Source organism: Kitasatospora sp. NPDC048239 (assembly GCF_043202015.1).
GTDB lineage: Bacteria > Actinomycetota > Actinomycetes > Streptomycetales > Streptomycetaceae > Kitasatospora.
Genome location: NZ_JBICZP010000007.1, coordinates 353126 through 366722, shown reverse-complemented (window position 1 = coordinate 366722; position 13597 = coordinate 353126). Strand labels below are relative to the sequence as shown.

14 protein-coding genes are annotated in these 13597 nt (G+C 72.1%); 5 read left to right on the top strand and 9 right to left on the bottom strand.

What is annotated here, in order from left to right; genetic code table 11:
* The first annotated feature begins 487 nt into the window (after positions 1 to 487).
* Positions 488 to 1132 (top strand): LysE family translocator, encoded by a 645-nt coding sequence (locus tag ACGFZP_RS21970; RefSeq protein ID WP_392935470.1) that lies wholly within the window; start codon positions 488 to 490, stop codon positions 1130 to 1132.
* Between the two features lie 104 nt (positions 1133 to 1236).
* On the opposite strand, the gene ACGFZP_RS21965 is transcribed toward ACGFZP_RS21970, so the two are convergent.
* Together ACGFZP_RS21965 and ACGFZP_RS21960 are read right to left on the bottom strand one after the other, a co-directional pair.
* Positions 1237 to 1833 (bottom strand): NADPH-dependent F420 reductase, encoded by a 597-nt coding sequence (locus ACGFZP_RS21965; protein ID WP_392935467.1) that lies wholly within the window; start codon positions 1831 to 1833, stop codon positions 1237 to 1239.
* 41 nt (positions 1834 to 1874) lie between these two features.
* Positions 1875 to 2693: an inositol monophosphatase family protein gene (locus ACGFZP_RS21960; RefSeq protein WP_392935465.1), complete on the bottom strand. Its 819-nt coding sequence runs from the start codon at positions 2691 to 2693 to the stop codon at positions 1875 to 1877.
* A 149-nt stretch (positions 2694 to 2842) separates the two neighbouring features.
* Between ACGFZP_RS21960 and ACGFZP_RS21955 the strand changes: the two genes are divergently transcribed.
* Complete coding sequence (locus ACGFZP_RS21955; protein WP_392935462.1) at positions 2843 to 3751, top strand: LysR family transcriptional regulator; 909 nt, start codon at positions 2843 to 2845, stop codon at positions 3749 to 3751.
* A 285-nt stretch (positions 3752 to 4036) separates the two neighbouring features.
* Here the strand turns inward: ACGFZP_RS21955 and ACGFZP_RS21950 are convergent, their stop codons facing one another.
* The 3 genes from ACGFZP_RS21950 to ACGFZP_RS21940 all read right to left on the bottom strand — a co-directional run bounded on the left by ACGFZP_RS21950 (position 4037) and on the right by ACGFZP_RS21940 (position 9244).
* Positions 4037 to 4372 carry a hypothetical protein gene (locus ACGFZP_RS21950; RefSeq protein ID WP_392935459.1) on the bottom strand — a complete coding sequence of 112 codons (336 nt, stop codon included), beginning with the start codon at positions 4370 to 4372 and terminating at the stop codon, positions 4037 to 4039.
* A gap of 431 nt (positions 4373 to 4803) precedes the next feature.
* Entirely contained in the window at positions 4804 to 5229 is a 426-nt protein-coding gene (locus ACGFZP_RS21945; protein ID WP_392935457.1) for an NUDIX domain-containing protein, read from the bottom strand.
* Between the two features lie 205 nt (positions 5230 to 5434).
* Positions 5435 to 9244, bottom strand: coding sequence for a hypothetical protein (locus tag ACGFZP_RS21940; protein WP_392935454.1), 3810 nt, complete (start codon positions 9242 to 9244; stop codon positions 5435 to 5437).
* 389 nt (positions 9245 to 9633) lie between these two features.
* Here ACGFZP_RS21940 and ACGFZP_RS21935 point away from each other — a divergent pair, with 389 nt between their 5' ends.
* The 3 genes from ACGFZP_RS21935 (at position 9634) to ACGFZP_RS21925 (ending at position 10707) form a co-directional block, all read left to right on the top strand.
* Positions 9634 to 10050 carry a hypothetical protein gene (locus tag ACGFZP_RS21935; RefSeq protein ID WP_392935452.1) on the top strand — a complete coding sequence of 139 codons (417 nt, stop codon included), beginning with the start codon at positions 9634 to 9636 and terminating at the stop codon, positions 10048 to 10050.
* A 148-nt stretch (positions 10051 to 10198) separates the two neighbouring features.
* The gene (locus tag ACGFZP_RS21930; protein WP_392935449.1) at positions 10199 to 10345 is read left to right on the top strand and encodes a hypothetical protein; all 147 of its coding nucleotides are present in this window, start codon (positions 10199 to 10201) and stop codon (positions 10343 to 10345) included.
* Between the two features lie 209 nt (positions 10346 to 10554).
* Positions 10555 to 10707 carry a hypothetical protein gene (locus ACGFZP_RS21925; protein ID WP_392935447.1) on the top strand — a complete coding sequence of 51 codons (153 nt, stop codon included), beginning with the start codon at positions 10555 to 10557 and terminating at the stop codon, positions 10705 to 10707.
* Between the two features lie 353 nt (positions 10708 to 11060).
* Here the strand turns inward: ACGFZP_RS21925 and ACGFZP_RS21920 are convergent, their stop codons facing one another.
* The 4 genes from ACGFZP_RS21920 to ACGFZP_RS21905 all read right to left on the bottom strand — a co-directional run bounded on the left by ACGFZP_RS21920 (position 11061) and on the right by ACGFZP_RS21905 (position 13424).
* Entirely contained in the window at positions 11061 to 12092 is a 1032-nt protein-coding gene (locus ACGFZP_RS21920) for a LuxR C-terminal-related transcriptional regulator (protein ID WP_392935445.1), read from the bottom strand.
* 9 nt (positions 12093 to 12101) lie between these two features.
* Positions 12102 to 12542 carry an ester cyclase gene (locus ACGFZP_RS21915; protein WP_392935443.1) on the bottom strand — a complete coding sequence of 147 codons (441 nt, stop codon included), beginning with the start codon at positions 12540 to 12542 and terminating at the stop codon, positions 12102 to 12104.
* Positions 12543 to 12711: 169 nt separating this feature from the next.
* Complete coding sequence (locus ACGFZP_RS21910; RefSeq protein WP_392935441.1) at positions 12712 to 12933, bottom strand: helix-turn-helix domain-containing protein; 222 nt, start codon at positions 12931 to 12933, stop codon at positions 12712 to 12714.
* Positions 12933 to 13424: a DUF2975 domain-containing protein gene (locus ACGFZP_RS21905; RefSeq protein ID WP_392935439.1), complete on the bottom strand. Its 492-nt coding sequence runs from the start codon at positions 13422 to 13424 to the stop codon at positions 12933 to 12935. Before ACGFZP_RS21905 ends, ACGFZP_RS21910 begins: the two co-directional genes overlap by 1 nt.
* Positions 13425 to 13597: the final 173 nt, after the last annotated feature.

Below are 13597 nucleotides of genomic sequence, written 5' to 3'. Positions count from 1 at the left end.
TGGACGGCGAGAGCTCGTCAGCCGTGGTGCCACACCGCGGCAGAAGACGCGGAGGTGGCGCGTTGCCGCCATGCCCCGCGCGCCGGGCCCCCTGCCCGGCTGGTTCCAGGGCAACCTGGACCCCCACCACAACGACAAGCCGAGCTCGGTCGACTCGCTCTGCTGAGGGCATCCACCGCATGGGGGCCGGAGCCCGCGCCGATGCCGGCGCGGGCCCGCCGCGGAGGCGTGCCTTGCCAGGGCCTGTCCGGGCGATGACGTGGGGTTCGCCGGCGCGACCGTGGGCGGTCCGGCTGCACGTTTGACGGCGTCGGCCCGCTGGAGTCAGGGGTGCACGACGGCGCCGGCCGGCAGGCCCGTATCCTGGGGTGGACGATGCAGGCACGGCTCAGATGCGGGCACGGCTCATTCGTCGCAGCCGCCCGACGCAGCCGGGCACCGCCCCACTCCGGGTACCAGATCCCGGCAAGCGATCGGGAGTTGACCAGTGATCAGTCCGGCCACAGCAGGGGGAGTGGCCCTGGTCGAACTGGGCATGGCCCTGACTCCGGGACCGAACATGATCCACCTCGCCTCTCGCGCGATCACCCAGGGCCGCAGGGCGGGGCTGGTCAGTCTGAGCGGGACCGCCGTGGGGTTCCTGTGCTACCTGCTGGCCGCGGCCGCGGGCCTGTCCGCGTTGTTCGCCGCCGTGCCGCTGGCGTTCACGGTGGTCAAGCTCGCCGGGGCCGCCTACCTGGCCCACCTGGCATGGGGCATGCTCAAGCCCGGGGGCCGCTCCCCCTTCGCACCGGCCCGGGACCTGCCTGCGGTCTCCGACGCCCGCCTGTTCTCGATGGGGCTCCTGACCAACCTGCTCAACCCCAAGATCGCTCTCATGTACGCCGCTCTTCTGCCCCAGTTCATGGATCCGCAGGCGGGCCCGGACTGGGCGCAACTGCTCCAGCTCGGTGGTGTGCAGGTCATCGTGGGGATCTCCGTGAACGCTCTGATCATGCTGGGCGCGGCCAGGGTGTCGGGGTTCCTGGTCGCCCGGCCTCGCGTGATGACCGCTCAGCGATTCGCGTCAGGCGGCTTGCTCGGCGTCTTCGCGCTGCGCACCGCCTTGTCCCGTGCGGCCGTCTCGGCCTGATCCGCGCCCGCGGGAGAGGCGACTGCCCGAACGCCGCGGCCTGCGACGCCTGTTCGGCCGGGTCCGCGCCGAAGGACGCCGGCTCGGCCGCCCGGCTCGGCGGATCAGCGGGCGATCGAGATCGCGAAGGGCGCGAATCCGGCGGACCGGATCACGTGCGGCACGAACAGTATCGCGGCCTCCGTGGCGCGGGCGGTCTTGATCCCGCCGAGGTCGGTGATCCACTCGGTGCGCCAGCCGAGGTCGGTGAGCAGGTCGCGGACGGTCTGCTTGGCCTGCGGGTCCTCGCCGGAGAGGAAGGCATCGGGCGCCTGGGTGAGGATGGCCGGCGCGGTCATCACCGGGAAGAGCATGGTGTTGAGGGTCTTGACGACGCGCGTGTCCGGGAGCGCTTCCTGGATCTGCTCGGCGAGGCTGGAGCCGGGGTGGAGCAGGTCGGCGGGCAGTCCGTCCGGTCCGTCGGTGGTGGCGTTGGAGACGTCGACGAGGATCTTGCCCCGCAGTTCCTCGCGCAGGGCGGCGAGCCGCTCCAGCGAGCCGGCGCCGGGGGTGGCGTTGATGACGACCTCGGCGGCCTCGGCCGCGCCGGCGGCGGCGCCGGGCGAGCGGTCCGCCACCGTCACCTCGTGTCCCGCCCGGGCGAGGGCCGCGGCCAGGTTGCCGCCGACGCGGCCGTTTCCGAGTACGGCGATCGTGGTCATGGTGGGGAGGTCCTTCCGTAGGGGTGGGTCGTGGCGTGCGGTCAGCGCGAGAGCGTGGTCACGGCTTCGGCGTGGATGCCGGGGGCGGTGGCCAGGAAGCTCTCGCTCTGCGGGGTCCAGGGGCGGCCGTGGGCGTCGGAGACGCGTCCGCCGGCCTCGGTGACGAGCAGCGCTCCGGGGAGGAGGTCCGCGCGGGCGCCGGCGAACTGCCAGAAGGCGTCGATCCGGCCGGCGGCCACGTTCGCCAGGTGCAGGGTCGCGGGCACGGCGGTGCGCACGACGAGCGCGTCGAGGAGCATCGCGGTGATCGAGGAGCCGACGCGCCGCACCACCGCCTCGTCCTCGTCCGGCCGGGCCTGGCTGGTGGCCACGATGCTCAGGCCGAGATCCGTGGTCGGGGAGACGTGCAGCGGCCGGCCGTCGAGGTGGGCGCCCGCCCCGGTGAGCGCGGTGTAGGTCTCGCCGGTCAGCGGAAGGTGGACCACGGTGAGCACCGGGCGGTTCTCGCGCACAAGGGTGGCAGTGACCGCCCAGTCCGGCAGGCCGTGCAGGTGGTTGACGTTGCCTTCGGCCGGATCCACCACCCACCATTCGCCGGACGGCAACGCCCCGCCGTCGAGCTCGTCCTCCACCCACCGGGCTTGCGGGCGCAGCTGCGTGAGGCGGGGCCGCAGGATATCGAGGGCCGTGTCGTCGTTGGCGGCGAGCGCGCGCATCAGCTCGTCGCGGGTCTGGTAGCGGACCACGTCGCCGAAGCGCTCGCGCAGCGCGGAGCCGGCCTCGCGCACGGCGATCGCGCTCTGGCCGAGCAGGTCGGCGTCGGAGGCGGCAACGTCGGCGGTCTGAAGCATTTCGGACATGGTGAACTCCCTTGTGAGTAGGGGGTGATGAGGCCGTTCGAGCTGAACTGTGCGCTCCGTTCAGCGCTCTGTTCGGCGCTCTGGTCTCGAAGGTATAGAGCCCAATGATTAACTTCAAATGCATGTCAGGAACGCCTAGAGTTACTCGCATGCAATTGGATTTGAATCTGCTCGCCGCGCTCGACGCGCTGCTGGAGGAGGGCAGCGTGGCCGGCGCGGCCGCGCGCCTTCATGTCACCGCCCCCGCGATGAGCCGCAGCCTCGGCCGGATCCGGCGCACGACCGGGGATCAGATCCTGGTGCGCACGGGCCGGACGATGACACCGACGCCGTACGCGATCGCCGTTCGGGCACAGGTGCACGAGCTCCTGCAGCAGGTCCAAGGGGTGCTGGCACCGAGCCGTGAACTCGATCTGGCGACGTTGGAGCGCACCTTCACGCTCCGCTGGCACGATTCCCTGGTCACCGCGAGCGGCCCCGCACTGCTCGCGGCCGTGCGCGTGCGGGCGCCGGGAGTGCGACTGCGTTTCGTCGCGGAATCGAGCACCGACACCCCCGAGTTGCAGCGCGGCGAGGTCGACCTGGAGGCGAACGCCAACCGCCCGGGCACACCGGACATCCGTGCCGAGAAGGTGGGCGAGACCCACCTCGTCGCCGCCCTGCGCCAGGGGCATCCCCTCACCCGCGACCGGACCGTCACCGCGGAGCAGTTCGCCGCCGCCGACCACATCACCGTCTCCCGGCGCGGAAACCTCACCAACGCCCTCGACGACGCCCTGGCCCGGCTCGGCCTCACCCGCCGGGTGGTGGCGACCGCACCCACCGAGGCCGCCGCGCTGGAGTTCGCGCGCGAATCCGATCTCCTGGTCACCGTCCCCGAGGCCACCACCCGCCGCGCGGTCGCCGACCTCGGCCTGGCCGTACTCCCCCTGCCGCTCGAACTACCGTCGGCGCCCGTCTACCTGTCATGGCATCAGCGCTACGACACCGACCCCGCCCACGCCTGGCTACGCGGGCAGGCGCGAACCGCACTGACGATGGGCAGAGCGCCGTCGTGACCGGCGCCGTCCGAGGCCGGCCCGGAGGGTGGGGCACGAGGCTTCTCCCCCGCGGCAGGGACCGTCCTCGGCGAACGGGCGGCCGCCGGGGACGTGGAGGACACGGAGTGGGGACGCCATGCCAGAGCTCCTCCCGGCAGGCGGCGTCGGGCTCCTGCGCGCGGCCTCGCGGATGGACGTCGCAGCGGAGCTTGACCGCCGGGTCCAGATGTTGAGCACGCCCTCCGGCCCCTGAGTGGTACCGCCGTGTCCTCGCGCGCGTCTGCCTGCTGCCGGCGGCCCGCTTCAGTGCCAGAGCTTCGGGCGTCCGCGCCCCCGCTTCCTTATGGCGTACTCGAACGCCGCGTCGTACATGCGGGTGAAGGACCGGTCCATGACGGGCTTCGCGTTCGCGCCGAGCTGGACGACGAACAACACATCGGCTCCGACCACGGCCGTCAGAGGAGGAGTCGCCGCCGCGATCATGTCAGCGAGTCGCCTGTATTCGGGCTCATCGACCTCGGCACGGATCACTGAGGCCAGCTCGTCCCGGGCGCTGACACCGGAGAAGTGGAAGGTACTCGATACCCGGGGCCGCATGTTTGACAGGGTGTCGCCCCACAACCATCCCCATTGCTGCACCGCAGCCTCCCCCTCAGTCGCGGGTCCACCACGCTACGTGGAGGTGGCGTTTCCGGCTAGAAGGCGTAGGGGCGCGCGGCCGAGAACGGCCGGAACCGGGTGCTACAAGCCCTACTGCCCCGCAGCGGCGATCCCCTGGGCAGCGACAGCCCGCACCGGCGCGCGCTGCGCACCGCACAGGAAGCCCTCTCGTCCGGGGCGGGGGCAGGGAGTTCTCAACGAAGTTTGACCGCGCGGCTCCCAGGCTCTGGACCCGGTTTCGGATCGGCCTGGCGCCCGGTGGGACGATGTCCGGGGCCCGCTCAACCTGACAACGCCACAGCGTGTGGTCACAGCAGCTGATCGCGGAGAGCGGCCTGAGCAAGGCCAGCACCCCTGGGCCAGGCGTATCCTGACACGGCATCAGACGCCTACGCCCCCACTGACGTGTGTCAGCGGCCGATCATGCGGAGGGCGTCGACGGCGGCGGGAGAGAGGACCGGGTCGGCGAGGCCGGACAGGGGCAGCCAGCGGGCCTCGGCGGTGGATCCGTCGGTCTCGGTGACCTTGAGGGTGCCGGGCTTGAGGTCGACCTGGTAGAAGAGGCCGACGAGGTGCCAGTCCAGGCCGAGGCGGTGGGCGCTGTAGCTGCGGGCGTCGACGAGGCGGGAGTCGGCGAGTTCGAGGCCGGTCTCCTCGTAGAGCTCGCGGGCGAGGGTCTCCTGCGGCTGCTCGCCGGGGTCGATTCCGCCGCCGGGGAGGTGCCACAGGCCGGGCAGGAAGACCGGTGATGCCTCCGAGAGCCGGGTCAGCAGCAGTTGGTCCTCCATCGTCGCGATCGCGTACGCCGAGATGCGCGAGCGTACCTGCTCGGCCATGGGCCACCTCCGAGGATGGTGTGTCGTGAGGGTGAACTTCCTTATCCGGAAGTACTTCTGATCATGAGCCTAGTGCCCGGGAGGCCGGCCGGGCCGGCGCACCGTTCCGTCGGCCCGGGCGAAGCCCTCCACGTACGGGCGGTGTGCCGTTGGCCGGTGGGCAGACGCACGGCCGGCCCCCGCCCTCGTCTGCCGGACCGAGAAATCAGCAGGGAGGCTTGTAGGGGATACCCGGCAGATGGCGCTCCCATGAGGTGCGGGTGAGGGCCTGCCAGGTGGTGGCACAGACGGTGCGGGACAGGTCGTCCGGGCTCAGCGCGCGGAGCTGGACGGTGCCGTCACGGCTCGTGGTCACGAGGTGTCTGCCGTCCGGGCTGTAGGCCAGGGCGGTCACCGGTCCCGCGTGGCCCGTCAGGGGTGTGCCAAGGGGCCGGAGGCGGGAGGCGTCGCTGATGTCCCAGAGGCGCACGGTGTGGTCCTCGCTGCTCGTGGCCAGGGTCCTGCCCTGCGGATCGAGTGCCAGGGAGGTCACCTTGACGGCGTGTGCGCTGACGGCGGGACCGCGTGACCGGGGTCGTGCCGGGTCGCCGATGTCCCACAGGTGAAGCCTCCCGTCCTGGTCACCGAGGATGAGAGTGGTACCGACGACGACCAGGGAGGTGACGGAGAGAGGCGGTCCCGATTCGACGGTGCCCAGCGGGGCGGACAGGGTGCCGGCCGGACGTGGCCGGGCCGGATCGCGGACGTCCCACAAGCGCACGCTCGTCTGCCCCGCGCCTTCGCGGGTCTCGACGGCGAGCACGGCTCCGTCGGCGCTGAGGGCCAGACGGCCGATGCCTACGCCGTAGTCGTGTGCCGCCTGGTCTGCGAGATCGACGAGGGTGCCCAGTGCCGTCGGACGGGTCTGGTCCTTGACGTTCCACAGCCGTACCGACATCCGGTCGCTGGTGAGGAGTGTGCCCCCGTCCGGGGTGAAGATCATCTGATTGACTGTGTCCTGGTGTCCGGTCGTCGTGCTTCCGGCCGCCTGCGGCGAGGCCGGGTCGTGCAGGTCCCACAGTCGTAGGGTCTGGTCGGTCGTGGCGGTCGCGAGCGTCCGCCCGGCCGGGCTGAACGCCGCTGGCCACACGTCCTTGAACCGGTGGTCGGTCCCGGTCCCGGCCAAGGTGCCCGCCGGGGTGGTCCGCAGTATCCGGATGCCCGGGGGGCCGTCGTCACTGGGCACGGCGAGGAGTCCGCCGTCGGAGCTGATCGAGAGGCCTCCCGTGGGATCGCCCTGCTGTACCAGCCGTGACCCCGGCAGGCTCCACAGCCGGACCGTGCTGTCCATCCCTGCCGTCGCCAGAGTCGTGCCGTCCGGACCGAACGCCAGGGAGTGGACCGCGTCGCCGTGGCCGATGAGCGGGTTGCCGAGGGGGGTGATGTGCTCGGGCAGGGCCACGTTCCACAGGCGCACCGTTCCGTCGCCGCCTGCCGCGGCAAGTGTGGTGCTGTCGGGGCTGAAGACGATTTCACAGCCGTTGCCGAGCAGGTCCGAGGGCAGGGGGCCGGACGTCGGGGAGGATCCCGGCAGAGGTGTGCCGAGGGGCTTGGGGCGCGCGCGGTCGGTGACGTCCCACAGCCGGATGGTGCCGTCGTCGCCTGCGACGGCGAGAATGCGGCCGTCAGGGCTGTGGGCAAGGGACGCCGGCAGGTTGCCGTGACCGGGCAGCGGCTCCCCCAGGGGTGCGGGAGCCGCTGGGTTGCCGATGTCCCACCGGTGGACGGTGCCGCCGCCGGCCGCCACGGCGACCTCCCTGCCGTCGGGGCTCATGCCGAACCAGCTCACGGTCGGCCGGCCCTCCACCGTCAAGGCCGTGCTGTGCGGGGTGGACGCGGCCAATCCGGTCAGGTCCCACACCCGGACCGCGGTGTCCGTCGGGTTCGTGGCCGGGACGCCCACGACCAGGACGTTGCCGTCCCGGCCGAAGCGCAGGCGGGTGGCGAGGCCGCTCTGGCCGAGCGGCTCGCCGAGCGGGGCCGGTGACGAGGGGACGGCCAGGTCCCAGACCCGGACCTGCTTGTCGTCGCCCACGGCCAGACGTCCGCCGTCGGGGCTGAAGGCGATCGCGTCGACGCCTCCGTTCGTCCTCAGGGTGGCCCCGGCCTTCGGGCGGGCGGGGTCGGTGACGTCCCACAGCCGGACGTGTCCGTCGCTGCCCACTGCCAGCAGCCTGCTGTCCGGGCTGAACGCGGCCGACAGGACACCGGTGTCGAGCCCCGGCAGCAGCCCGGTTCGGGAGGCGGGGTGCCGCGGTTCGGTCGTGTCCCACAGCTCCAGGAGACCGTGCAGCCCCACACCGGCCAGGAGCCGGCCGTCCGGGCTGAACACCACCTCGCCGACCGGGTTCCGGTGGGCCAAGGGGGTCGACAACGTCGACGAGGCATCGTTGACAAGTCGGGTGTATGCCTCCGGGTCCGCCTGGCGCATGCGGTAGGCGGCCAGGTCCAGTTGGGCGGCCAGCGACGGATCGGTCCCCCTCAGGTGGTCCGCCTTGGCCAGGATCTGGTGGAACACGGCGGTGTCGCGCTCCGACCGGGCCGTAAGGCTCTGCCGTACGGCGGTCGCTGCGGCGGCGGCCGCGACGAGGACCAGAGCGCTCAGCACCGCGATCACCCGGTTACGGCGGGAGGCGGCTCGGCGGGCCCGGTGCACGGAGGCGGTCAGGAAGGCAGTGGCGATCGGACCGGCCTCGTGGGCCACCCGCCGGGCCGCGGCCAGGCGTTCTCCCCGGTAGAGCACGCCCGGATCCCGGCCGTCGCGCTCCCAGGCCGCCGCGGCCTCTTCGAGGCCCTGGCGCACGAGCCGGTCGGCACGATCGGACTCGATCCACGTCCGCATCCGGGGCCAGGCACGGACGAGGGCCTCGTGTGCAATGGTGACGACGTCGTGCTCCACGGTGAGCAGCCGGCCGGTGGTGAAGACCCCGACGAGGCCGGCAGGCAGGTCGGACCGGGCGACCCTGCGACGGGTGTCCTCCGTTCCGTCGGGGCTCTCCCCGATTCGGACCAGCCGCAGGAACATGGCCTGGGCCGCCGCCTGCCCTGCCGGGTCGAGGCCGGAGTAGATCCGCTCGGCGCTGGTTGCCACGGCCTGGCCGATCCCGCCGGTGGTGCGGTACCCGCCGACGGTCAGGGTGTTGCCCTGTCGCTGGTGCCAGACGGCCCGCAAGGCGTGGGCCAGCAGCGGCAGCCGGCCGGCCTCCCGCCCCGCCTCCCCGAGGTCGGCCAGCATCAGCTCTACCAGTCCGGGCTCCAGGACGAGTCCGACCTCCCGGGCAGGGAAGAGGACGGCCTCCCGGAGGTTCTCCTGCGTCAGCGGCCCGAGGACGATCTGGCGGTGCTGCAACGCGGACCGCAATGGGGAGTAGGCCACGCACCGGGAGTAGAAGTCGGACCGCAGCGCGCAGACGACAGTGGCGGCCGGCTCCGGGCCGGCGGCCAGAGCGGCCAGAAGATCGAGGAAGGCGTGCCGCTGCGGCTCGTCGGTGCACAGGGTGAACAGTTCTTCGAGCTGGTCCACGACCAGCAGGAGGCGGGAGGTGCCGGGCAACGCGCGCAGCGCGGAGGCAACCGCGTCCGGGCCCGCCCCGCTCGCACGACGGACCTCTGCGGCACCGACTCCGACGATCTGCTCCAGCCGGGCGGTCAGTTCGTCGACCGGCCGCTCGGTGGGGGTCAGCAGCAGCCGGCTCCAGCCGGCCGAACCGGGCAGGCGGCCTGCCGCCAACGCCGACAGCACCCCTGCCCGCAGCAGCGAGGACTTCCCCGCCCCGGAGGGAGCGACGATGACGAGTGGACCCTCGGCGTCGCGGTCGAGCTCGGCCAGCACCTGTGCGACGAGGTCGTCCCTGCCGAAGAACCACCGGGCATCGCCCGTCTCGAACGGCTTCAGCCCCGGGTACGGACAGTCCACGGCGGCGTCCACGGCGGCCCGCCGGTTCTCGCGGACGCCATCAAGGTAGTGCAGATGCACGTCGCCGGTCTCCGCCACAACCATGTCACGGCCGGATTGGAAGACCCTGGCGTCCCTGTCGGCCGCAGCGCTCATCAAGATCGGCCGCTCCGCGGCGTCCTCGGGCTCCTGCCGCCCTGCGCCGCTCACCGTTCTACGACGTGCTCGTCCCGCGCGGCCTGGTGCGCCCGTAAGGCGATTGCGCCCACCTCAGCTCCCCCCACCGGATCCGACGCCGCCCATGATGCCATCGCCGAGATGGCCCCGCCACGGGGAAAGAGGGTCTGTACGTTGAGCGGCACGGTCGCTCGTTCGGTGGCGGAGCGCCACAACTTTGGCCAAAGGGGCTTGAGTTCGAGGCGATGCCGGTTACGGTTCCTACGGCGGTGTCTTGTCGACGTGGGGGCGGGATGGATCCGGTCGTCCTGGCAGCAGGAAGCGCGCTGGTGAGCGCGATGGCAACCGACGGCTGGCAGCAGGCCCGGGCCGCGGTGGTGGAGTGGTGGCGGAGCCGACGCCCGGATCGGGCCGACGAGGTCGGATCCGACCTGGAGGCAGTGCGCGCACAGGTACTGGCTGCACGGGACCAGGGAGACGAGGACACCGAGCAGGCTCTGGCGGGTGTCTGGCGCCTGCGGTTGCAGCAGTTGGCCGGCGAGGATCCCGCTCTCGTCGATGAACTGCGGCTGCTGCTGGCCGAACGCTTGGCTCCGGTGTCGTCCGACAGCGAGCAGGCCCAGAATCATCCGATCGTCATGAAGGCGGAAGCCCGCGACAGCTCCCGTGTGTACTTGGCCGGGCGGGACCAGCACATCACCGGCTCCTGAACTCCCGAGCGGGGCGGCCCGATGCGGGACCGGCGGCAAGGAACTCGCCGGCCCCAGCGGGTGCACTGCTCGGCTGCGGATCGGCGGCGGTTCGGGCGCGCCGCATCTCGGCCTGGTTCCAGGCCCGGCCGAGGAAGACGACCGATGCATGGTCCATGACCGCACCAGGGAGTACGGCGTCGCGACCGTCGTTCCCACGGAGGACCGGCCCGACGGCGGTCACACGGACGTCTGGTACCAGGTGCGGCTGGACAGCCTGCGGATCGACGGCCGGGAGGACCCGCCCTCCCGGTAGCCCACCGTCCGGGGCCGGTCGCGCTCACCCATTGCTCACCCGCTGCTCACCAAGCCTAAGAACCTTCAAACACCAGGCTAACTCTCCATCATGGCCATGAATTGGTGCTCAACCCTCGAATATTGGCGTAGAATCAGAGGAGCAAGGGAAGCCTCGGGTCGATGCCGAAGCCATCGACGGGCAACCCGCCGACAGGGGGAACCACCGTCATGAACCACCACCTCGACACCGCCCGCGCCATCGCCGACGAGCGGATCCGGGAAGCCGAGCAGCACCGCCTGGCCCGCGCGCTCCACCTGAAGAGCCGCGCTGAGGCCAAGAGCCGACGCGCGCGCCTGCTCCTGGCCCGCCTCGGCGGCTGAGCACCGCGCTCTCCCGCCGACCGGCCCCGACCTGGGGGCTGGGGGCAAGGGGATGAAAGCCCCCGCACGGACGGGTCGAGAGCGCGGCACGCATGCCCGGCCGGCCCGGCGGGGTGGACGGGGGAACGGCGGGCGCTCTGGATGGCCGCGTTGCCACCGCTCAGCGGCACGGTGGAGTGCGGGCGCGAGATAGACGGGGACTGGAATTCCGGCTGGCACTGAGCGGGTGAGCCGTGGGCGGGCTACGGCCGCTGCGGCCGCAGCCGGCCGAACGGAAGGCCCGGTCCCGTCGGCGGCTCAGGCCGGGGAGGTGCCGGCCCGCCGCCGGAGCGGTCGTCTCCGGCCGGGGATCGTCATGGGGGGCCGGTGAGGTCGGCCAGGAGTTCGGCGACCAGCTCGCGGCGGCTGTGGACACCGAACTTGTCGAAGACCGCCGTGAGGTGTTCCTGGACGGTGCCGGCGCTGATGTGGAGTTCGGCCACCATCTCGCGGGTGGAGCGGCCGCGGGCGACGAGGGTGGCGACGCGGCTCTGTGCGGGGGTGAGGCCGCGGGCGCTGAGCAGGATCGGCCCGAGGTCGGCGGGGCGGGCGGGTTCGATGACGACGCCGGTCTGTTCGCCTGCCCGGGTGGTGTGCAGGGCGATCCACCGGCCGGAGCGGCCGCGGAGCCGGATCGTGGAGGGCGCCGGCCCCGCGGCGGCGGCGAGGATGGCGACGGGTATCCGGTCGGGGCCGTGCCGCTCCGGATCGGGGAACTCCGCGAGCCACTGCTCCGCTTCGGGACTCATCGAGACCAGGCGCCGGCCGTGGGAGAAGAGCATCAGTCCGACCGCGCTCGGACTGGACGCGGGGTCGCGGGGCGGCGTGATCGCTGTCGCCCGCAGGGCCCGGGCGAGGTGCGGGCCGAGTGCGCGCACGAGCGCGATGTCGCGGTCGGTGAAGCCGGGCGCCGTGTCCTGCCGGTGCAGGCACAGCACGCCCCAGCAGCGGCCCGCGCTGACCAGGGCGGCGCGCAGTTCGTCGCCGAGGCCGAGCGGGGCCATGATCTCCCGGTAGCGGGGACTGGCCCCGCGGTCCTGTCCGGTGGCCCGGTCGAGCGAGGCCACCGGGTCCGCGGCCTGCGCCAGGGCGGTGAACTTGTTGACGTCCTCGCGCCCGAACTCGTTGTCCAGGAACGCGGCCGTGGTCTCGCCCAGCGGGTCCTCGGCCCGGGCGGAGGTGAACAGCAGCGTCACCGGGTCGACCGTGGCGAGGAACGCCGCGTCCATCGGCACCACACGGCGAAGCCGGGGAAGGATCTCCTGGTGCAGTGCGGTGGTGTCGAGGCCGGTCCGGCACCGCTCTCTGATGGCGGCGACCCTGCGCTCCACGGTGGACCGCTCCATGGCTCCACGCTACGCCGGGGCGGCGGTGATGCCGAGCTGGTGCAGAAGGCCGAGCTCGTCGAGGCGGCCCCAGCGTTCGACGATGAGGCCCTCGCGGATCCGGAAGATGTTGATCCCGCGGAGCGTGACGGTGTGGCCGGTGGGCGCGGACCCGAGGATGTCGCCGCGGTGGGTGCCGGTGGCGGAGAAGTTCTCCACGACGAGGTCGTCCTCGGCGACGAGGAAGTGCGGGGTGGCGTGCCAGTCGGGGAAGGCCCGGCGGAACAGCGCGGCCGCCTGGCGCATGCCCTCGCGGCTGCCGTCGGCGCCGAAGGGCGGGTCGTGGTCGAGGAAGGACTCCGAGAGATAGGTGTCGACGGCGCCGAGGTCGCCGCGGGTGAAGAGCGCGTCGATGAAGGCGCACACGACGGCCCGGTTCTGTTCGGTTCGGTGGTTCTCCAAGGTCTCCATGAGGCGATTCTTCTGCGCGAAGAGGCCTGTTGGTACCCGAAGAAGTTGGGGTGGTCAGCGGTGCCCGGCCCTCGGGGAAGGTCGAGGTCTCCCCGGGTACGGTCCCGGGGTCCTCGCGGGGTTGCTCAAAGGCCGGCGGGATGGGCGAGGGCCCGGCGGCGGGGGCGGTTCATTCGGCCGCGGGGGCCTCGTCCTCCCAGCGGAGCAGGTCGCCCGGCTGGCAGTCGAGGGCCTCGCAGAGTGCGGCGAGCGTGGCAAAGCGCACGGCCTTGGCGCGGCCGTTCTTGAGTACCGCCAGGTTGGCGGGCGTGATTCCCACGCGCTCTGCGAGTTCGCCCACAGACATCTTCCGCCTGGCCAGCATCACGTCGATGTCGACGGCGATCGGCATCAGATCACCGTGTCCAACTCGGCCTGCATCTGCGCCGCTTCGACGTCGCGGGCGACGGCCTGGGTGAGCAGCATCCGCAGGATGAGCACGATGAGCGCGACTCCCAGGATGGCCAGGGCGATGCCGCCCATGATGAGGGTGACGCCCGGGTCGTCCCGCTGGCCGGGGGCGTTGATGGCCGTGACCGCCAGCCAGACGAGGGCGGCCGCGACGATCGCGCCGATGATGGTGTCCACGTACCGGAAGGCGGCGTGGGAGAAGACGGTGCCGCGCCGCACCATCGTCACCAGTCGCCAGACGCAGACCAGGGCGACCTGGGCCGTCCCGATGCCCAGGATCGTGATCACGCGCAGCGGGGTCAGCGGGAGCGAGCCGTCCTCCGGGTCGTTCCCGCTGATCAGCGCCCACGCCATCAAGGCCTGTACGAACACGGTGCCGGTGAGCACCACCACGAGCACGGCGCGCAGCGCGCGTACTGTCAGCTTTCCCATGACCCATCCTTGCATCGATCCACGATGGGAATCTATCGAGTTTCGATAGGTGAAGCAAGGGCTCGGCTGGTGGTCGGCCGTGTGCCGGGTGAGGCGGTCGGCGGGTGCGGAGACCGGGCGTCGGCGCGGCGATGAGTTCTCCGGCTCCTGGGGGTCTACATCTCGACCGGGAC